We start from the raw sequence: 19,540 nt of genomic DNA on the forward strand, positions 1-19,540 counted from the left end.
AAACGCCCGGTTACATTCCGAACCCGGAAGCTAAGCCTCACAGCGCCGATGGTACTGCAGGGGGGACCCTGTGGGAGAGTAGGACGCCGCCGAACTATTATTAGAGCTCCGGCTCCTGGGAATTTTCCCGGGAGCCGGAGCTTTTTTGTTTTCCGGAAGGATTTCCCGCTGACGTCCCCGCTCCTGCCTCCCCTCTGCGCTGTCGCGCCGGGGCTGCGGGTAAGGTCAGGGGGCATCGTTGGCTCGTTTCCCACAGGAGGCCCCCGGGTGGAGGTCCAGGAGACCCGCGTTCAGACGAACCGGGTCCTCACCATCCCGAACATCCTCAGCATGGCGCGCCTCGCCGGCGTACCCATCTTCCTGTGGTTGATCCTCAGGCCGGAGTTCGGTGGTCCCAACAGCGACGGTTGGGCGCTGCTCGTCCTCATGCTGAGCGGCATCAGCGACTATCTGGACGGCAAGCTCGCCAGGCGCTGGAACCAGATCAGCAGCCTCGGCCGGCTGCTGGATCCCGCGGCCGACAGGCTCTACATCCTGTCGACGCTCGTCGGACTCACCTGGCGCGAGATTCTGCCGATCTGGCTCACGGCCGCACTTCTCGCACGCGAGCTGGTTCTGCTGGTGATGGTGTGGATCCTCCGGCGCCACGGCTATCCGCCCCCGCAGGTGAACTTCCTCGGGAAGGCGGCCACCTTCAACCTGATGTACGCCTTCCCGTTGCTGCTGCTCAGTGACGCCAGCGGCTGGATCGCGACAGTCGGCGCCATTTTCGGATGGGCGTTCGCCGGATGGGGTACAACGCTGTACTGGTGGGCAGGAGTCCTCTACGTGGTACAGGTCCGCCGGTTGATCCGAGCGGACACCATGGCCGAATGAGCTCAGCCCGATTGGGCGGCTCGAGAGCCCCGATGGCCCCCGCTCGAAAACTGCGGGACAATCAGGACGGGTGAAGTCGGCTGTACCGTCGTCTCTTCAAGGAGGACGCTTCCGACATGAAGGCCGTCGTGATGGCCGGAGGCGAAGGCACACGCCTTCGCCCAATGACCTCGAGCATGCCCAAGCCGCTCCTGCCCGTGGCGAACCGCCCGATCATGGAGCACGTACTCAGGCTGCTCAAAAGGCATGGGCTCAACGAAACCGTCGTCACTGTCCAGTTCCTGGCCTCACTGGTCAAGAACTACTTCGGTGACGGCGAAGAGCTCGGCATGGAGCTCACCTATGCCAATGAGGAGAAGCCACTCGGTACCGCCGGCAGCGTCAAGAACGCCGAGGAGGCGTTGAAGGACGATACCTTCCTCGTCATCTCCGGTGACGCTCTTACCGACTTCGATCTCACCGAACTCATCAACTTCCACAAGGAAAAGGGCGCCCTCGTCACCGTCTGTCTGACGCGCGTCCCCAATCCGCTGGAATTCGGCATCACCATCGTGGACGAGGAAGGCAAGGTCGAACGCTTCCTGGAGAAGCCGACCTGGGGCCAGGTCTTCTCGGACACCGTCAACACGGGCATCTACGTCATGGAGCCGGAGGTCTTCGACTACGTCGAGGCCGATACCTCCGTCGACTGGTCCGGAGACGTCTTCCCCCAGCTGATGAAGGAAGGCAAGCCGGTCTACGGCTATATCGCCGAGGGCTACTGGGAGGACGTCGGCACCCACGAGAGCTATGTGAAGGCTCAGGCCGACGTCCTTGAGGGCAAGGTCGACGTCGAACTCGACGGGTTCGAGCTGTCTCCGGGCGTCTGGGTGGCCGAGGGCGCGGAGGTCCACCCCGACGCCGTGCTGCGCGGGCCGCTGTACATCGGTGACTACGCCAAGGTCGAGGCGAACGCCGAGATCCGCGAGCACACCGTCGTCGGCTCCAACGTCGTCGTGAAGAGCGGAGCCTTCCTCCACCGGGCCGTCGTGCACGACAACGTGTACGTCGGGCAGCACAGCAATCTGCGCGGCTGCGTGGTCGGAAAGAACACCGACATCATGCGGGCCGCCCGTATCGAGGACGGCGCCGTGATCGGCGACGAGTGCCTCGTCGGTGAAGAATCGATCATTCAGGGCAACGTCCGCGTCTATCCGTTCAAGACGATCGAGGCCGGCGCCTTCGTCAACACCTCGGTGATCTGGGAGTCGCGCGGCCAGGCCCATCTCTTCGGCGCTCGTGGCGTGTCCGGGATCCTGAACGTGGAGATCACCCCGGAGCTGGCCGTTCGCCTGGCGGGTGCCTACGCGACGACCCTCAAGAAGGGTTCCACCGTCACCACGGCCCGCGACCACTCCCGAGGCGCCCGCGCGCTGAAGCGGGCGGTGATCTCGGCGTTGCAGGCCAGCGCCATCGACGTACGCGACCTGGAGAACGTACCCCTGCCCGTGGCCCGGCAGCAGACGGCCCGGGGAAGCGCGGGCGGAATCATGATCCGGACGACACCGGGAGTGCCCGACTCCGTCGACATCATGTTCTTCGACGGAGCGGGCGCCGACCTGTCGCAGGGCGGCCAGCGGAAACTGGACCGGGTCTTCGCGCGACAGGAGTACCGGCGCGCGTTCCCCGGTGAGATCGGCGACCTGCACTTCCCCGCGAGTGTCTTCGACTCGTACACGGGATCACTGCTGCGCAATGTCGACACCACCGGGATCGCGGATTCCGGGCTGAAGGTGGTCGTCGACGCCTCCAACGGCAGTGCCGGACTGGTGCTGCCCAGTCTGTTGGGCAAGCTCGGTGTGGACTCCCTGGTGATCAATCCCGGTCTCGACGAGTCCAGGCCGACCGAGACGGTGGAGACCCGGCGGGCCGGGCTGGTGCGGCTGGGCGAGATCGTCGCCTCCGCGCGGGCCGCGTTCGGAGTGCGCTTCGACCCGGTGGGCGAGCGGCTCTCGCTCGTCGACGAGAAGGGCCGGATCGTCGAGGACGACCGGGCCCTGCTCGTGATGCTCGACCTGGTGGCCGCCGAGCGCCGAAGCGGGCGGGTGGCGCTGCCCGTCACGACCACGAGGATCGCCGAACAGGTGGCCGCGTACCACGGCACGCAGGTGGAGTGGACGACCACGTCGCCGGACGACCTGACCCGGGTCGGCCGCGAAGAGTCGACGATCTTCGGCGGTGACGCGCGCGGCGGATTCATCATTCCCGAGTTCAGCGGTGTCTTCGACGGCGCGGCCGCGTTCGTACGGCTCATCGGTCTGGTGGCGCGGACACAGCTCACACTCAGCCAGATCGACGCCCGGATTCCGCGGGCGCATGTCCTCAAGCGGGACCTTGCGACTCCGTGGGCCGTGAAGGGTCTGGTGATGCGCCGGGTCGTGGAGGAGGCGGGAGACCGTTTCGTGGACACGACCGACGGTGTCCGTGTCGTGGAGACGGACGGACGCTGGGTGATGGTGCTGCCGGACCCCGCGGAGGCCGTCACCCATCTGTGGGCCGAGGGCCCGGACGACACCTCCGCGGAGGCTCTGCTCGATGAGTGGGCCGCCGTCGTGGACAGCGCCGGCCGCTGAAACGATCTTCACCCGTACGTGTCGGACAAGTGCCCTTCAGGGGGCCTGTCCGGCACGTTGGTGGGGCCATTCGGAGGTAGTACCCGCGACGTGCGACGATGTGCGGCATGCCGCAGCAGCCCCCCGTTCGGAGCAGCGCTCCGCGCCCCTCGCGCCCGGACGCCTCCATGTCGCTGCTCACCAACGTCATGGACCACAGCCTCGACGAGGGATACGCCGAAGCGGCGGCCCGCAAGGGGGCCGAGGGCACCGGTGGTATGCCGAAGACGCTCCGGGCCAAGGCGGCTCTCGCCGCGGGTCTGGTGCTCGCCGCGCTCGTGGTCACCGTGGGGGCGGCGAACGCCCGGCTGGCGGCCCCCGTCGTCGCCAAGGAGCACCAGGAACTCATCGACCGCATCGAACGCGAGACGACGGCCGCTGACAAGCTGGAGAGCGGCGTCGACACCCTGCGCGCCGATGTGAGCGCCCGCCAGCGCGCCGCGCTGAAGAAGGGCGGCGGTGAGCAGGCCGACCTCGTGAGCATCCTGTCCGGTGCCACCGATGTGCACGGACCGGGTGTGCGGCTCGTCGTCAACGACGCCAAGGAAGCCAGCACGGGCGGAGACGGCACCAACCCGCGCGAGACCTCGGGCTTCTCCGACACCGGGCGGGTGCGGGACCGTGACATGCAACGGGTGGTCAACGGCCTGTGGGAGTCGGGTGCCGAGGCCGTCTCCGTCAACGGCCAGCGGCTGACCGCCCTGTCGGCCATCAGGGCCGCGGGTGACGCGATACTGGTCGACAACAAGCCGCTGGTGCCGCCGTACACGGTGCTCGCGGTGGGGGACGGCCAGAGGCTCAGCACCAGGTTCCAGAACAGCGCCGACGGGCTGTATCTGCATGCGTTGCAGGAGAACTACGGCATCAGGACCAGCATTTCCACCGAGGGGGACGTCCGGTTGTCCGCCGCACCGAGCGTGATCGTACGTACAGCAGAGCCGAGCACAGAGAAGGGCACACCGTGATCGCCGTACTGGGCCTCGTCGTGGGAGTCGTGGCTGGACTGTTGGTCCGGCCCGAGGTTCCGGCGGTCGTCGAGCCTTACCTTCCGATCGCCGTCGTGGCGGCGCTCGACGCCGTGTTCGGCGGTCTGCGCGCGATGCTCGACGGCATCTTCGACGACAAGGTCTTCGTGGTCTCGTTCCTGTCGAACGTGGTCGTCGCCGCGCTGATCGTTTTCCTCGGTGACAAGTTGGGCGTGGGTGCCCAGCTGTCCACGGGTGTCGTGGTCGTCCTCGGCATCCGGATCTTCTCCAACGCCGCGGCCATCCGCCGGCACGTGTTCCGGGCGTGAGGCCGATGAGCAACCAGAACGAGAACGAGGACGAGACTCCCGAGAACCCGCTGCGCAGAGAGCTGCCGGAAGAGGTTCCCGCGGTCGCGGAGGAGCCCGAGCCGCAGCCGGCCGAGGAGGAGGGCGTGCCCTCGCTCTCCGGCCGTCGGCGGCTGGTCAAGGGGTTGTGGCCGCCGCGGCTGTCGCGTGCCCAACTCATCGTCGCCGTGCTGCTGTTCGGCCTCGGTTTCGGTCTGGCCGTCCAGGTGGCGTCCAACAGCGACGGCGACAGCGCGCTGCGCGGCGCACGTCAGGAAGATCTCGTCCGCATTCTCGATGAACTCGACAGCCGGACTCAGCGTCTTGAGGACGAGAAGCAGGGTCTCGAGGATCAGCGCACCGAGCTGGAGAACAGCTCGAACCAGGCCGAGGAGGCCCGCAAGCAGACGGTCGAGAAGGAGAAGCAACTCGGCATTCTGGCGGGCACCGTGGCCGCACAGGGCCCCGGCATCACTTTGACGATCGACGACGCGAAGGGGACGGTCAAGGCGGACATGCTGCTCGACGCCGTCCAGGAGCTGCGTGCCGCCGGTGCGGAGGCGATCCAGGTGAACGGCGTGCGCGTGGTCGCCGGTACCTACCTGTCCGACTCCGGAAGCGGGGTGAAGGTCGACGGGAACAAGATCACCCAGCCCTATCGTTTCAAGGTCATCGGCAAGCCGCAGGACCTGGAGCCGGCGCTGAACATTCCGGGAGGCGTGGTGCAGACACTGGAGAAGGAGCAGGCCACCGTCACGGTGGAGCGCTCCACGAAGATCGTCGTAGATGCCTTGCGACCGGCGAAGCGGCCTGACTACGCTCGGTCGTCCTCCCGGTGAACGGCGGTCGGATGGGGGCCGTCGGGCGAGGGCAGGAGGTTGCGGGGGGTCGGCGCACCGAATGGGTGGTGCGTGGTGGAAACTGTCTGGTGGATACGGACGTTGTGAGGATGTCCGGGTCGACCGGTGTGTTCAATCAGGGTTCGTCCTGCCCCACGGGCGGGTCTGTTTCGGTCAAGGGGAATCGCCCGTGAAGTTGTTTGCGAAGTTGTTCGGCAAGAGCACGCGAGAGGACAGTGGCGAGAACGCGACTGCCCGCCATCGCGCACCGCGCCAGGGAGACGCGGAGGCCCAGGGCGGCGACCGCCCGCTGTTCCGGGACCAGGTAGGCGGTCCCGGTGGTCAGGGCGCGTCGTCTGTTGACCCTGGCCAGCCCGGACGCATAGGTTTCGGGGAACCGTCAGCCTCGAGCGCGGGTGGAGGGTTCGCCTCCGATCCGTATGCGTCCCATGCCCCTGGTGGGCAGCCGCGGCAGGAGGATCCGTCCATGTCGGCCCAGGTGTGTACGAGGTGCGGGAACCGTAACGGGGAGAACAGCCGGTTCTGCTCCAACTGCGGTGCGCCGCTGCGGGGCGGCCCGGAGCGTCCGTCCGAGACGACGTCCACGATCTCCATCTCCGGTATCGAGGCCTACGACGCCGAGGTGACGGGCCAGACGCCTTCGCCGACGCTCTCCCCGGAGGCGCAGGCGGCCGTCGACGCGCTGCCGGTCGGTTCCGCGCTCCTGGTGGTGCGCCGCGGCCCCAATTCGGGCAGCCGCTTCCTCCTGGACGGCGAGCTGACCACGGCCGGCCGTCACCCGCAGAGCGACATCTTCCTCGACGACGTGACGGTGTCGCGCCGGCACGTGGAGTTCCGTCGCGTGGCCGACGGTTCGTTCACGGTCGCCGACGTCGGCAGCCTGAACGGCACGTACGTCAACCGGGAGCGGATCGACCAGGTCCCGCTGTCGAACGGTGACGAGGTGCAGATCGGCAAGTACCGGCTGGTGTTCTACGCGAGCCAGCGGGGCATCTGATCCTCCCCCAACTCCGTCCGGGGGGACATCGAGGGAATGTCCATGCTTCAAACACCGAGCGGCGGTGCCGGAAGCGGTACCGCCGCCGCGGACAGTGGGCTGATGAGCATCGGCGCGGTGCTGAGTCTGCTGCGCGACGAGTTCCCCGAAGTCACCATCTCCAAGATCAGGTTCCTGGAGTCGGAGGGGCTCGTCGAGCCGAGGCGGACCCCTTCGGGGTATCGCAAGTTCAGCGCGGACGACGTCGCGCGCCTCGGTCACATCCTGAGGATGCAGCGTGACCACTACCTTCCGTTGAAGGTGATCCGTGAGCATCTGGACGCCCTGGCGCGCGGTGAGCAGGTGCGTCTGCCGTCCGTGGGCCGTCAGCGCGACGCGGGCGAGGCAGACCCACCGGGCGAGCTCTACGGCGATCCCGAGGGGTCCACGGTGGCCCGGGTGGGCCGCGAGGAGCTGCTGGCCGCCGCCGAGATCGGTGAGCAGCAGCTCCAGGAGTGGGAGTCGTACGGACTCATCGGCCCGCTGACCGACGGTGTCTACGACGCTGAGGCGGTGACCGTCGCCGCGCTCGTCGTCGAGCTGGGCCGCTTCGGGATCGAGCCGCGCCATCTGCGGGCCATGAAGGCCGCCGCGGAGCGTGACGCGGGGCTGGTGGACCAGGTGGTCGCCCCGCTGCGGCGCCACCGCAATCCGCAGACCCGGGCGCACGCCGAGGCCCGTACGAAGGAGCTCGCGGGCCTCACGGTGAAGCTGCACGCGGCGCTCGTGCAGACCGCGCTGGGTGTGCGGTTGCGCTGACGCGTGCCCCCGGCGTGGGCCCCGGATCGTCCACCCGTTCTGTGCCCGACTACCCAAACGTCCCGGGCACGGCCTAGGGTTGCTGTGTGAACGAGCTCGATGTCGTAGGTGTCCGGGTCGAAATGCCCTCCAACCAACCGATCGTGCTTCTGCGTGAAGTGGGAGGCGACCGCTACCTCCCCATCTGGATCGGACCGGGGGAGGCGACGGCGATCGCCTTCGCCCAGCAGGGCATGGCCCCCGCACGACCGCTGACCCACGACCTGTTCAAGGACGTGCTGGAGGCCGTCGGCCAGGAGCTCACGGAAGTACGTATCACCGACCTGCGTGAGGGTGTGTTCTACGCCGAGCTCGTCTTCGCCAGCGGGGTCGAGGTGAGTGCCAGGCCGTCCGACGCCATAGCGCTCGCGCTGCGCACCGGAACGCCGATCTACGGCAGTGACGGGGTGCTCGACGACGCGGGAATCGCGATCCCCGACGAGCAGGAGGACGAGGTGGAGAAGTTCCGCGAGTTCCTCGACCAGATCTCACCCGAGGACTTCGGCACCAACAGCCAGTGAGACTTCCGGGCGGAGGGTCTCTTCGGGCGGCATTTGCCTGCGGCGAGTGTGGTGTGGCGCGGCCCGTGCCGAGAGCATTCGGCTAGCCTTTCCCCGCGGTAGGGCACGGGAAACCACTCTTAGGGTGATTATCACTCGGCGTGCCGAGTGTGGCGATCGTTGACGCGCCCCGGGTGACTGCCTACCGTCGAGAAGGCAGGTCAAGGACGGAGGTCGGCGTGAGAAGCAGCGGCGACGGTACGGCTGGGGGTGCTCCCGGACGCGGTTCGGGGGAGAGCGGCCCGTACCCTCCCCCAAGCTCTCGGCTCGGCTCGAGCGGGGGGCGCCCTCATCAGGGCGGTGCGGCCGGGCATGTTCCGGTGCGCGCGGCGGCAGTGCCGGACGAGGGAGGGACGGTTCCCGAGGAGGTCGGCTACCGAGGGCCCACGGCGTGCGCCGCCGCGGGCATCACCTACCGGCAGCTGGACTACTGGGCACGGACCGGACTGGTCGAGCCCAGCGTGCGTCCCGCCTACGGGTCGGGGACGCAGCGCCTCTACAGCTTCCGGGACGTGGTGGTCCTGAAGATCGTCAAGCGGTTCCTCGACACCGGGGTGTCGCTTCAGAACATCCGCACCACGGTCCAGCACCTGAGGGAGCGCGGCTTCCAGGACCTGGAGCGCATGACCCTGATGAGCGACGGCGCCACGGTCTACGAGTGCACCTCCCCGGACGAGGTCCACGCCTTGCTCCAGGGCGGCCAGGGCATCTTCGGCATCGCCGTGGGCGTGGTGTGGCGGGACGTCGAGGGCGCCCTGTCCCAGTTGCACGGAGAGCGCGTGGACACTGGTGAGACGCTTCTCGCGCACCATCCCGCCGACGAGCTGGCGCGCCGCCGCAACCGTGCGGTGTGAGCTGTGAGCCGCATCAGATGACGCGATGCCCCGGGATGCCGGGGCATTGTCAGTGGCGTAGGGCAGCATCGGAGATGTGAGAACCGCGCCCACGATCCTGCATCTCGACATGGATGCCTTCTTCGCCTCGGCGGAGCAGGCGTCCAAGCCGAGCCTGCGCGGCAAGGCCGTCGTCGTGGGCGGGCTCGGGCCCCGTGGAGTCGTCGCCACCGCCTCGTACGAGGCACGCGTCTTCGGGGTGAACTCCGCGATGCCCATGGCGCAGGCGCGCAGGCGCGCACCGAACGCCGCCTACCTCGTGCCGCGTTTCGGGCTCTACCGCGAGGTCAGCGAGCAGGTGATGGGGCTCCTGCGGGGCCTGTCGCCGCTGGTCGAGCCGCTGAGCCTGGACGAGGCCTTCGTGGACCTGGAGGCGGGCGGGACGGCCTGGGACGAGGCCTCCGCCCGGCTGGCCGGTGCCAAGCTGCGCGCGGACATCCGGGCCGTCACGGGACTCACGGGGTCGGTGGGGCTCGCCGCCTCCAAGATGCTGGCGAAGATCGCCTCGGAGCAGGCCAAGCCCGACGGCCTCGTCCTGATCGAGCCCGGCACCGAGCGGGCGCTGCTGGGGCCGATGACGGTGCGGACGCTGCCGGGCGTCGGGCCGGCCACCGGCGACCATCTGCGCAGGGCCGGCATCACGACCGTCGAGGACCTCGCCGAGGCGGGCGAGGACGAGCTCGTACGGCTGCTGGGGAAGGCTCATGGACACGGGCTGTTCGCGATGGCGCTGGCCCGCGACGAGCGGTCCGTGGTGGCGGAGCGGGAGACCAAGTCGGTGTCGGTCGAGGACACCTACGACGTGGACATCCACGACCGGGTCCGGGTTGAGCTGGAGGTGCAGCGGCTGGCGGACCGGTGTGTGGGGCGGCTGCGCGGGGCCGGGCTGTCGGGGCGGACGATCGTGCTGAAGGTGCGCAGGTACGACTTCTCGACCCTGACCCGGTCCGAGACGCTGCGCGGGCCCACGGACGATCCCGGCGTCGTGCGGGAGGCCGCCGCCCGGCTGCTGGAGGGCGTGGACACGACCGGTGGCGTCCGTCTGCTGGGAGTCGGCGTCTCAGGGCTCGCCGACTACACGCAGGAGGACCTGTTCGCCCAGGCCGCGGCCGTGGCCGAGCCGCCGGCCGAGGAGCACACCGCGGACGAACCGGCCGAGGAGCACACCGCGGCCGGGGAGACGGCGCCCGTGGAGCGGCGCTGGCCCTCCGGACACGACGTGCGGCATGCCGAGTTCGGGCACGGCTGGGTGCAGGGGAGCGGCCTGGGCCGGGTCACCGTGCGGTTCGAGACGCCCTACTCGGGACCCGGGCGGGTGCGGACCTTCAGGACGGACGATCCGCGGCTGGAGCCGGCCGAGCCGCTGCCCCTGGTGGAGCGAAGACCCGAGGTCGCCGACGGGCTGCCGGCAGGCCCCGGGCCGTCGGTGTCGCAAGCCGGGACGCGCGGCCCCGGCCCGGGGGCTCAGGCGTCCTCCGAGCCCGCGAGCCGGCCGAAGTCCCGGTCCGGCGGCGGAGGCGACGCCACGTCGAGGCCGTAGTGGTGGTAGAGCTGGAGCTCCTGTTCGGGTGAGAGGTGGCGCCCGACACCGAAGTCGGGGGCGTCCTTGATCAGGGCCCGGTCGAAGGGGATGCGCAGGGTCCCCTCGATGATCTCGCTGGGCTCCAGGGGTACGAAGGCGTCCCTGCTGAACAGCCCGGTGCGTATGGCCGCCCATTCCGGGACGCCGGTCGCGTCGTCGAGGTAGACCTCGTCGATCGTGCCGATCTTGGTGCCGTTGCTGTCGAACGCCTTGCGGCCGATCAGGTTGCGCGGATCGATGTCGGTCTGCACGGTCCCTCCAGTGGTCGCAAACTCATCCGTAAGTACTACAAAAGAGCACATCTGTGAAGGCGGCCACTCGAGCTGTCCTCCGGCCGCCGCTGGTACGCTGGCAAGCGGCTGCTGATCCCGTGCGGGAGAGTCCTCCGGATTTCACCGGAGGCGCCGAAGGAGCAAATCCTCCCCAGAATCTCTCAGGCTCACGTACCGCACGGACGAGGTCACTCTGGAAAGCAGGGCGGGTGCCGATCCATGGCCACCGCCCTCACCGACGGTGAAAGCCGGATCGTCCGCAGGACCGTCCGGTGAAACTCTCAGGTTGAGATGACAGAGGGGGAGGCCGTCGGGGTACCCGTGCCGGGGTGCCCCTCGAAGGTCGCGTCAGACCAGGAGGCCTCCGCCATGACCGCCCCTCGCATTCCGCTCTCCGAGCTCGAACAGGGAATCCCCTTCGAGCAGCGCCACATCGGACCCGACTCCGAAGCACGGGCCAAGATGCTCGCGCAGGTCGGCTACGGCTCGCTCGACGAGCTGACCGCCGCCGCGGTGCCGGATGTGATCAAGAACGCCGAGGCCCTGAAGCTGCCGGCCGCGCGTACCGAGGCCGAGGTCCTGGCCGAGCTCCGCTCCCTCGCGGACCGCAACCAGGTGCTCGGCTCGATGATCGGCCTCGGTTACTACGGCACGTTCACGCCGCCGGTGATCCTGCGCAACGTCATGGAGAACCCGGCCTGGTACACCGCGTACACGCCGTACCAGCCGGAGATCTCGCAGGGCCGCCTCGAGGCGCTGCTGAACTTCCAGACAGTCGTCGCCGAGCTGACCGGGCTGCCGACCTCCGGCGCGTCCCTCCTCGACGAGGGCACCGCCGCCGCCGAGGCCATGGCGCTGTCCCGCCGCATGGGCAAGAACAAGAAGGGCCTCTTCCTGGTCGACGCGGACGCGCTGCCGCAGACCATCGCCGTCATCGAGACACGTGCCGAGCCGACCGGCGTCGAGATCGTCGTCGCCGACCTCGGCGACGGCATCCCGGCCGACCTCGCCGGGCGCGAGATCAACGGCGTGCTCATCCAGTACCCGGGCGCCTCAGGTGCCGTACGCCACATCAAGCCGGTCGTCGAGCAGGCGCACGAGCTGGGCGCGGTCGTCACCGTCGCCGCCGATCTGCTCGCCCTGACCCTGCTGACCTCGCCCGGCGAGCTCGGCGCGGACATCGCCATCGGCACCACGCAGCGCTTCGGCGTGCCGATGGGCTTCGGCGGTCCGCACGCCGGTTACATGGCGGTCCGCGAGAAGTTCGCGCGCAGCCTCCCCGGCCGCCTCGTCGGCGTGTCCGTGGACGCGGACGGGCACAAGGCGTACCGCCTCGCCCTTCAGACGCGTGAGCAGCACATCCGCCGCGAGAAGGCGACGAGCAACATCTGTACCGCTCAGGTGCTGCTCGCCGTCATGGCCGGCATGTACGCCGTTTACCACGGCCCCGACGGCCTGCGGACCATCGCACGGCGTACCCACCGCTACGCCACGGTCCTGGCCGCCGGGCTCATCGCCGGCGGTGTCGAGGTCGTCCACGGCGCGTACTTCGACACGCTCACCGTGCGCGTCCCTGGCCGTGCCGCCGAGACCGTGGCCGCCGCTCGCGAGAACGGCGTCAACCTCCATCCCGTCGACGCCGACCAGGTATCGATCTCGTGCGACGAGACGACCACGCGCGAGCAGCTGGCCGCCGTGTGGAACGCGTTCGGTGTCGAGGGCGACATCGAGTCGCTCGACGCGAGCACCGAGGACACGCTGCCGGCCACGCTGCTGCGCACCGACGCGTACCTGACGCACCCCGTGTTCCACGAGCACCGCTCCGAGACCGCGATGCTGCGCTACCTGCGCAAGCTCTCCGACCGCGACTACGCGCTCGACCGCGGCATGATCCCGCTGGGCTCCTGCACCATGAAGCTCAACGCGACCACGGAGATGGAGCCGGTCACCTGGCCCGAGTTCGGGCAGCTGCACCCGTTCGTGCCCGCCGACCAGGCGCGGGGCTACCTGACGCTCATCCACGAGCTGGAGGACCAGCTCGCCGAGGTCACCGGCTACGACAAGGTGTCGCTCCAGCCCAACGCCGGCTCGCAGGGCGAGCTGGCCGGTCTGCTGGCCGTCCGCGGCTACCACCGCGCCAACGGTGACGAGCAGCGCACCATCTGCCTCATCCCGTCCTCGGCGCACGGCACCAATGCCGCCAGCGCCGTGATGGCCGGCATGAAGGTCGTCGTCGTCAAGACCGCCGACGACGGCGAGATCGACGTCGAGGACCTGCGCGCCAAGATCGAGCAGTACCGCGACGAGCTGTCGGTGCTGATGATCACGTACCCCTCCACGCACGGTGTGTTCGAGGAGCACGTCGCCGACATCTGCACCCAGGTGCACGAGGCCGGCGGCCAGGTCTACGTGGACGGCGCGAACCTCAACGCCCTGGTCGGCCTCGCCAAGCCGGGCCACTTCGGCGGCGACGTCTCGCACCTGAACCTGCACAAGACCTTCTGCATCCCGCACGGCGGCGGCGGCCCCGGCGTCGGTCCGGTCGGTGTGCGCGCGCACCTGGCGCCGTACCTGCCGAACCACCCGCTCCAGCCGGAGGCCGGTCCCGAGACCGGTGTCGGCCCGATCTCGGCCGCTCCCTGGGGCTCGGCGGGCATCCTGCCCATCTCCTGGTCGTACGTCCGGCTGATGGGCGGCGAGGGCCTCAAGCGCGCCACGCAGGTGGCCGTGCTCTCCGCCAACTACATCGCCAAGAGGCTGGAGCCGCACTACCCGGTGCTCTACACCGGCCCGGCCGGTCTGGTCGCGCACGAGTGCATCATCGACCTGCGCCCGCTCACCAAGGCGACCGGCGTGAGCGTCGACGACATCGCCAAGCGCCTGATCGACTACGGCTTCCACGCGCCGACGATGTCGTTCCCGGTGGCAGGCACCCTGATGATCGAGCCCACCGAGTCCGAGGACCTGGGCGAGATCGACCGGTTCTGCGACGCGATGATCGCGATCCGTGCGGAGATCGAGAAGGTCGGCAGCGGCGAGTGGGCCGTGGACGACAACCCGCTGAGCGGTGCGCCGCACACGGCCGCCGCGCTCGGCGGGGACTGGGAGCACCCGTACAGCCGCGAGGAGGCCGTCTTCCCGGCCGGTGTCTCGGCCGCCGACAAGTACTGGCCGCCGGTGCGCCGCATCGACCAGGCGTACGGCGACCGGAACCTCGTCTGCTCCTGCCCGCCGCTGGACGCCTACGAGGACTGATCGGCGCTCGGCACGCGGACGCCTACGGGGAGTGATCACCCTCGGACATGCGTCGGGGCCGGTTCGGAGAGTACGTCTCCGGGCCGGCCCCTCGTGTGTCTGGGCGGCCTTTCACGGCCGCCCGGGTCGTGCGGCTCAGGCGGCCGTCATCACCGGCGCGCTGCCCAGTGGGCGGTGCGGGGCGATGATCTGGCCGTCAGGCAGGAGCTCACCGGTGTCCTCGAAGAGCAGAACGCCGTTGCACAGCAGGCTCCATCCCTGCTCCGGGTGATGCGCCACATGGCGGGCGGACTCCCGGTCGGCTGATTCGGCTGCGGGACACGGTGGCTGGTGCTGGCACATGGATGGGATCTTTCGCTGGGTCGAGATGTGAGTGATGGCTGTGGTGTCCGTGTTGCGGCTCGAGGTACTCATCGCCGCCCCCCGTTGATGTGTGGTCTGGAACCCAGTGTTGCCCCACGGGCGCCGATCCGCAGGGATTTGAGGGCACCGCTTCTCACAGGTTGATGACGCATCACCCGTGCGGAGGGTTCACCCCAACTGCGCCGTCCTTTCGGGTGGTTCGAGGTGGCCGGATCGGGCTAGTCCGGTCGGGCGCGGAGCGCGTTTTCCCTCGTACGAGCGGTTGGAAGCCCTAACGAGCGAGCGGCGCTCCGGGTTGCTGAGAGCGCCGTGCCCCGCAGCCTGGTTTACCCCTGAGGGGCACGGCTGCGGGGCACGGACGCGAGGTGCGGGGACTCAGGCCGGCGAACTGAGGAGTGGTGCCGGGGTGACTCGGTGGGTGAGGACCGGCAGCAGTTCGGTGACGAGGTACGGCCGGTGCGCGGCGATGCCGGGCGGGGCGGGTGCGAGTGGGACCAGCAGGTCGTCGGCGGCCGGATGGCCGGTGGCGCCGTCCGCGGTGCAGTCGCCGTGCAGCCAGAGCGTCAGCATGTACAGCTCGGGCACGGACAGCAGGCGTGCCTGGTAGGGCTGTTGCATGGTCTCGGCCTGCCGCAGGGCGAGCTCGGTCGCGGTGATGTAGGGGCCCTCGAAGAAGCGGGAGAAGGCCCAGCCGTCCGGGGTCAGCATGGTGTCGGCGGCGGCCACCGCGCGGTCGCCGCTGTGGATCAGGAAACGCCACCCGGCGAGCCGGGTGGCGGAGGCGCCCGCGGGAGTGATGCGGTCCAGGACGTGGACGGGCAGGGGGAGTTCAGGGGTGACGGGTCCCTGTGCCAGGCGTAGGGACGGGGTGCGGGCTTCGCGGACAGCGGTGGGGGAACCGAGTGCCGTGAGAACCGTGCGCAGGGCGGGCGCGGGAGCCGGGGGTACGTGCAGCGGCATGGTGGGTCGCCTCTCATTCGACAGGCACAGTGGCGCGAGGGCGGGGGCGGACGGCGCTGTCAGCTCTCGGGTCAGAGGTGGGGCGAGGGGTCTGGATCTGCCGACAGGGTGTCGCCTGCCGTCGTCACCGTGACGACGGCACTAGGACCGCGAGTGCCAACTCTCTGCCTCGGTAGCGGAGTTTATACGACGCGTGTTCAGGCGTTGTTTCGTCTAGTCGCACCGAATACGCAGAACAAGTCGATATCCGGTCGGCGAAATGCGGGAATCATCCCGGTTCTGCGCGATCGAATCGCCGTGACCTCGGAATGCTTCGCCCGTGCGGTCGGCCGATTCTCGTCGGTGTTTTTCACGAGATCATTTCGGGCGGTAAACTTGCTGAATGCTCCATGCCTCGTGAATGTGCCCGGGGCCGATGTCCAGACTAGCGGTCGAAGAGCGCGCGCGGGACGTTATGGATCGTGTTGCCTGGGCATCATCCCCCGTGACCCGGGACGCCAGGGCCGAAACGTCGGCCTGCCCATCCGAGGAGGGACACTTCGATGGGGGAGAAGGTCGTGGCAGGGACGTTCGGCCTGTCCGATCGGCAGCGCCATCGCGACAAGCTCCGACAGTGCCTGACGGGGCTGGAGCGACTGCTGGAGGAGAAGCGGTTCGACCGTCCGAAGAACCTGATGGGCCTGGAGATCGAATTGAATCTCGCAGGTCCCGACGGCATGCCAAGAATGATGAACGGACAAGTACTGGAAAGGATTGCGAGCCGCGACTTCCAAACAGAACTCGCCATGTTCAACCTGGAAGTCAACATAGCCCCACACCGGTTGGGCGGACGGGTATTCGACCGGCTCGCCGAGGAGATCCGCACCTCGCTCGCCTATGCCCACCGGAAAGCCAGTGAGGTCGACGCCGGAATCGTCATGATCGGTATTCTGCCGACGCTCGGCCAGGACGATCTGGTGTCCTCCAACCTGTCGGACGTCGACCGTTACATGCTGCTCAACGACCAGATAGTGGCCGCGCGCGGAGAGGATTTCGTCCTCGACATCGACGGTGTGGAGCGTCTGGTGTGCCGCTCGGCGTCCATCGCGCCCGAAGCCGCCTGCACCTCGGTGCAGTTGCATCTCCAGGTCACTCCTGGACGGTTCGCGGACGTGTGGAACGCGGCGCAGGCCGTCGCGGCTCCGCAGGTCGCGATCGGGGCCAACTCGCCCTTCCTGTTCGGGCACGAGCTGTGGCGGGAGTCGAGGCCCCCGCTCTTCCAGCAGTCCACCGACACCCGGCCGCCGGAGCTTCAGGCGCAGGGAGTCCGGCCGCGTACCTGGTTCGGCGAACGGTGGATCACCTCGGCGTACGACCTCTTCGAGGAGAACCTGCGGTTCTTCCCGCCCCTGCTGCCCATCTGCGACGAGGAGGACCCGCTCGGTGTCCTCGACGCGGGGGGCGTGCCCAGACTCGCCGAACTGGTGCTGCACAACGGCACCGTGTACCGCTGGAACCGGCCCGTGTACGGCATCGCCGACGGCGTCCCGCATCTGCGCGTCGAGAACCGGGTGCTGCCCGCCGGCCCGACCGTCACCGACGTCATCGCCAACGCGGCCTTCTACTACGGCCTGGTCCGCGCGCTCGCCGAGGAACAGCGTCCGGTGTGGACCCGGATGTCCTTCGAGGCGGCCGCCGCCAACTTCGACGCGGCCTGCCGGCACGGCATCGACGCTCGCCTGGAGTGGCCGCGGCGCGGCCGCTACGGCGGGACCACGCAGGTGGACGCGGCGAACCTGGTGCGCGACGAGCTGCTGCCGCTCGCGGCCGCGGGTCTGGACGCGTGGGGTGTCGAGCCCGCCGACCGTGACCTCTACCTCGGCGTGATCGAGGACCGGTGCAGGTTGCGCGTCAACGGCGCGACCTGGCAGGCGGCCACGTTCCACCGGGCCCTGGAGAAGGGGCTCGGCCGCGATGCCGCGCTGGCCGCGACGACACGGCGCTACGGCGAGCTGATGCATCTCGGCGAGCCTGTGCACACCTGGCCCGTGGGGCTGCCCGAGCCGGTACCGCTGGGGTGACGCGTGCCGGGGTGGGGGTGCGTCCGGGGTGTCACCGGGCGCCCCTGCCGGGGTGGCACCGGGGGCACTCTCGCAGGGGCATCACCGGACACCCCTGCCTGGGCATTCCTGCCGGAGTGCTCCGGTGACGCCACCCGGAATATGTCCCCCGGCGGTCGGCAGGTGCCGGCCACCTGCCCCTCGGGCTGCCTGTACGGCAGGCCTCCGTGAGGCGAGGTTGCCGGAGCGGTCGGGCGGTCGGCGCGGCCTGTGCGGGTCCTGGGGTGAGCGGCCGGGGTCAGTACGGGTTGCCCGTGCCCGCCGCTGTGATCGCCTTGAGCATCGCCGCGTGGATCTGTGAGGGCTCGTTGACCCGCTGGCCCGAACCGCCGGTCGCCCTGGCGATCTCGTCGACCTCCTTGCGGTCGCTGTCGGGGCCCACCGCGATGGCGATCAGCGGCACCGGGCGCTCCGGGTCGGCCAGCTTCTGAAGTTCGGAGACGAGATCGGACCGGGAGATGCTGCCGGGGTCCCGGTTGACCCCGTCCGTGAGGACGACCAGGGCGTTGAACCGGCCCTTCGCGTAGGAGGCGACGGCCGCCTTGTACGCGGCGAGCGTGGTGTCGTACAGACCGGTCTCCCCGTGCGGGACCGGCTCCAGCGACTTGAACGCGGCGGAGAGCTTCGCGCGCCGGCTGGTGGATTGCTTGCCGTTGCCGAGCGGTCCGGTCGGCACGAGGACGCGGTAGTCCTTGTCGCCGTCGAGCTTCGTGGAGAACTTCCAGAGCCCGATCTCGTCCTCGGCGGTGAAGGTGGCGAGCGCCTGGAGCAGGGATTCCTTGGTGACGTCCATGCGGGACCGGCCGCCGCCCGGCACCGGCTGGGCCATGGAGGAGGAGGCGTCGACGACCGTGGTGATCCGGGCGCTCTCCACCGTGATCGTCCACATGCCCAGGGCCTCCTGGACCGCGCCCTTGGACGCGGAGTCGGCCAGGATGCGCGCGTACGGCTGCGGGGACCTCCCGCCGGCCCCGGCGACGAGCGTGGCCGAGGGGCTCTCCGCGTCCGTGCGGAACCCGAACATCCGCAGGAACTGCCGGGGCGCCGCCTCTCCGAGCAGGGTCATGAACCGGAGGGCCGCACGGCCCTCGTCGGTGCTGAGCCTCGGCTCGTCGACCAGCGTGTACGGGTAGTCGAGCAGCGGCGAGCCGTCCTTGGGGTAGAAGAGGTCGAGACGCTGACCGCTGTCCTGCGCGTTGTTGTGCGCGAACGCCGCCTGCTCGGACAGGATCAGCGCCTGGTTGCGGTCGGCGCCGCTCCGTCCGGTGCCCAGGGTGTCGGTGGGCAGGGTGTCCAGAAGGTCGGTGTCGCTGTCGGACGTGCGCTCCGAGAGCGACTTGGCCATGGCCGCCGCGCGGACGTCACCGTCCTTGACGCCGGAGGTGGCCGCGCTGATCCTGGCCAGCGCGAGCAGTCCCGTCGAGCTGCGGGTGGGATCGACGGCGCCCAGCCTGAGCTTCCCGGCCCGCATCCTCTGTCCGGCCAACTCGGTCCAGCTGTACGTCTTCGCGGGCCAGCCCAGCGTCTTGGCCGCCGAGGGGACGACGGCGACGCCTACCGGTGAGGAGGCGACGTTGCCGAGGCTGGTGACCTGCGTGGCGGCGCTGGTGCCGGCGACTCGCTCCACCCAGGCGTCGGAGTCGGGCACCCACACCTGCGCCTCGGACTTCTTGCCCGCCCCGAGTGCCGCGGCGACCTTGTACGACTCGCGCGCGCTCACGCTGACGTCCAGACAGCGGCCGTCGGAGGTGACGTTCTTCTCGCGGGCGTCCTCCGCGACGGCCCTGAGCGCGGGAGCGATGTCCGGCGAGGCGGCCACCTCGATGTGCACGACGTCGTCCTCGCAGGAGCCCCCGAAGGAGAAGAGGCCCCCGCGGACCGCGGCAGCGGTGCCTCCGACGACGGTCAGCACGAGTGCCGTCGCGAGGGCCGTATTGCGGCGGCGGGCGCGGATCCGGGGGTCGGCGGAGCCCGCCCGTCGCGCGTCGGGCAAGCTGTGACGTCCCATGACGGTGAGGTCCCT

At 69.4% G+C, this 19,540-nt stretch carries 16 protein-coding genes, 1 rRNA gene and 1 riboswitch; of the genes, 13 read left to right on the forward strand and 4 right to left on the reverse strand.

Annotated features, from left to right (window positions below):
* The 11 genes from rrf to ABZV42_RS12105 form a co-directional block, all read left to right on the forward strand.
* A 5S ribosomal RNA gene (gene rrf / locus ABZV42_RS12055) occupies nucleotides 1-95 on the forward strand; the annotation flags it as partial.
* Between the two features lie 172 nt (nucleotides 96-267).
* The gene (locus ABZV42_RS12060) at nucleotides 268-876 is read left to right on the forward strand and encodes a CDP-alcohol phosphatidyltransferase family protein (protein ID WP_355976794.1); all 609 of its coding nucleotides are present in this window, start codon (nucleotides 268-270) and stop codon (nucleotides 874-876) included.
* Between the two features lie 116 nt (nucleotides 877-992).
* Nucleotides 993-3,488, forward strand: a complete 2,496-nt coding sequence (locus ABZV42_RS12065; RefSeq protein ID WP_356051816.1) for a mannose-1-phosphate guanyltransferase — start codon at nucleotides 993-995, stop codon at nucleotides 3,486-3,488.
* A 98-nt stretch (nucleotides 3,489-3,586) separates the two neighbouring features.
* On the forward strand, nucleotides 3,587-4,492 hold the full coding sequence (locus ABZV42_RS12070; RefSeq protein ID WP_355976800.1) for a DUF881 domain-containing protein: 906 nt from the start codon (nucleotides 3,587-3,589) through the stop codon (nucleotides 4,490-4,492).
* The gene (locus ABZV42_RS12075) at nucleotides 4,489-4,821 is read left to right on the forward strand and encodes a small basic family protein (RefSeq protein ID WP_003988855.1); all 333 of its coding nucleotides are present in this window, start codon (nucleotides 4,489-4,491) and stop codon (nucleotides 4,819-4,821) included. Before ABZV42_RS12070 ends, ABZV42_RS12075 begins: the two co-directional genes overlap by 4 nt.
* Nucleotides 4,822-4,826: 5 nt before the next feature.
* Nucleotides 4,827-5,678 carry a DUF881 domain-containing protein gene (locus ABZV42_RS12080; RefSeq protein WP_356051817.1) on the forward strand — a complete coding sequence of 284 codons (852 nt, stop codon included), beginning with the start codon at nucleotides 4,827-4,829 and terminating at the stop codon, nucleotides 5,676-5,678.
* Between the two features lie 61 nt (nucleotides 5,679-5,739).
* On the forward strand, nucleotides 5,740-6,696 hold the full coding sequence (locus ABZV42_RS12085; RefSeq protein WP_355976806.1) for an FHA domain-containing protein: 957 nt from the start codon (nucleotides 5,740-5,742) through the stop codon (nucleotides 6,694-6,696).
* 42 nt (nucleotides 6,697-6,738) lie between these two features.
* On the forward strand, nucleotides 6,739-7,494 hold the full coding sequence (locus tag ABZV42_RS12090; RefSeq protein WP_356051818.1) for a MerR family transcriptional regulator: 756 nt from the start codon (nucleotides 6,739-6,741) through the stop codon (nucleotides 7,492-7,494).
* A gap of 86 nt (nucleotides 7,495-7,580) precedes the next feature.
* Nucleotides 7,581-8,054 (forward strand): bifunctional nuclease family protein, encoded by a 474-nt coding sequence (locus tag ABZV42_RS12095; protein WP_006123076.1) that lies wholly within the window; start codon nucleotides 7,581-7,583, stop codon nucleotides 8,052-8,054.
* A 218-nt stretch (nucleotides 8,055-8,272) separates the two neighbouring features.
* A complete protein-coding gene (locus ABZV42_RS12100; protein WP_355976812.1) occupies nucleotides 8,273-8,947 on the forward strand; it encodes a MerR family transcriptional regulator in 675 nt (224 codons plus the stop codon).
* Between the two features lie 76 nt (nucleotides 8,948-9,023).
* Complete coding sequence (locus ABZV42_RS12105; RefSeq protein ID WP_355976815.1) at nucleotides 9,024-10,526, forward strand: DNA polymerase IV; 1,503 nt, start codon at nucleotides 9,024-9,026, stop codon at nucleotides 10,524-10,526.
* Here ABZV42_RS12105 and ABZV42_RS12110 read toward each other — a convergent pair.
* Nucleotides 10,451-10,819, reverse strand: coding sequence for a PRC-barrel domain-containing protein (locus tag ABZV42_RS12110; protein WP_355976818.1), 369 nt, complete (start codon nucleotides 10,817-10,819; stop codon nucleotides 10,451-10,453). The genes ABZV42_RS12105 and ABZV42_RS12110 overlap by 76 nt on opposite strands.
* 112 nt (nucleotides 10,820-10,931) lie before the next feature.
* Nucleotides 10,932-11,027: riboswitch (glycine riboswitch) on the forward strand.
* Nucleotides 11,028-11,209: 182 nt separating this feature from the next.
* Here ABZV42_RS12110 and gcvP point away from each other — a divergent pair.
* Nucleotides 11,210-14,095: an aminomethyl-transferring glycine dehydrogenase gene (gene gcvP / locus ABZV42_RS12115; RefSeq protein WP_356051819.1), complete on the forward strand. Its 2,886-nt coding sequence runs from the start codon at nucleotides 11,210-11,212 to the stop codon at nucleotides 14,093-14,095.
* Between the two features lie 135 nt (nucleotides 14,096-14,230).
* On the opposite strand, the gene ABZV42_RS12120 is transcribed toward gcvP, so the two are convergent.
* Nucleotides 14,231-14,437 carry a DUF5999 family protein gene (locus tag ABZV42_RS12120; protein WP_355977377.1) on the reverse strand — a complete coding sequence of 69 codons (207 nt, stop codon included), beginning with the start codon at nucleotides 14,435-14,437 and terminating at the stop codon, nucleotides 14,231-14,233.
* Between the two features lie 396 nt (nucleotides 14,438-14,833).
* Entirely contained in the window at nucleotides 14,834-15,418 is a 585-nt protein-coding gene (locus ABZV42_RS12125) for a hypothetical protein (protein WP_355976824.1), read from the reverse strand.
* Between the two features lie 542 nt (nucleotides 15,419-15,960).
* Between ABZV42_RS12125 and ABZV42_RS12130 the strand changes: the two genes are divergently transcribed.
* Nucleotides 15,961-17,478 carry a glutamate--cysteine ligase gene (locus ABZV42_RS12130; RefSeq protein WP_355976827.1) on the forward strand — a complete coding sequence of 506 codons (1,518 nt, stop codon included), beginning with the start codon at nucleotides 15,961-15,963 and terminating at the stop codon, nucleotides 17,476-17,478.
* Nucleotides 17,479-17,755: 277 nt separating this feature from the next.
* Here the strand turns inward: ABZV42_RS12130 and ABZV42_RS12135 are convergent, their stop codons facing one another.
* Nucleotides 17,756-19,525, reverse strand: a complete 1,770-nt coding sequence (locus ABZV42_RS12135) for a VWA domain-containing protein (protein WP_356051820.1) — start codon at nucleotides 19,523-19,525, stop codon at nucleotides 17,756-17,758.
* Nucleotides 19,526-19,540: the final 15 nt, after the last annotated feature.

The sequence above is a fragment of the Streptomyces sp. NPDC005281 genome (genome assembly GCF_040607495.1).
GTDB lineage: Bacteria > Actinomycetota > Actinomycetes > Streptomycetales > Streptomycetaceae > Streptomyces.

What these genes read in the sequence shown, in the direction of transcription:
- ABZV42_RS12065 (WP_356051816.1), top strand. Translation starts at nt 993, where the DNA reads ATGAAGGCCGTCGTGATGGCCGGAGGCGAAGGCACACGCCTTCGCCCA.
- ABZV42_RS12070 (WP_355976800.1), top strand. Translation starts at nt 3,587, where the DNA reads ATGTGCGGCATGCCGCAGCAGCCCCCCGTTCGGAGCAGCGCTCCGCGC.
- ABZV42_RS12080 (WP_356051817.1), top strand. Translation starts at nt 4,827, where the DNA reads ATGAGCAACCAGAACGAGAACGAGGACGAGACTCCCGAGAACCCGCTG.
- ABZV42_RS12085 (WP_355976806.1), top strand. Translation starts at nt 5,740, where the DNA reads ATGGGTGGTGCGTGGTGGAAACTGTCTGGTGGATACGGACGTTGTGAG.
- ABZV42_RS12090 (WP_356051818.1), top strand. Translation starts at nt 6,739, where the DNA reads ATGCTTCAAACACCGAGCGGCGGTGCCGGAAGCGGTACCGCCGCCGCG.
- gcvP (WP_356051819.1), top strand. Translation starts at nt 11,210, where the DNA reads ATGACCGCCCCTCGCATTCCGCTCTCCGAGCTCGAACAGGGAATCCCC.
- ABZV42_RS12120 (WP_355977377.1), bottom strand. Translation starts at nt 14,437, where the DNA reads ATGTGCCAGCACCAGCCACCGTGTCCCGCAGCCGAATCAGCCGACCGG.
- ABZV42_RS12125 (WP_355976824.1), bottom strand. Translation starts at nt 15,418, where the DNA reads ATGCCGCTGCACGTACCCCCGGCTCCCGCGCCCGCCCTGCGCACGGTT.
- ABZV42_RS12130 (WP_355976827.1), top strand. Translation starts at nt 15,961, where the DNA reads ATGGGGGAGAAGGTCGTGGCAGGGACGTTCGGCCTGTCCGATCGGCAG.
- ABZV42_RS12135 (WP_356051820.1), bottom strand. Translation starts at nt 19,525, where the DNA reads ATGGGACGTCACAGCTTGCCCGACGCGCGACGGGCGGGCTCCGCCGAC.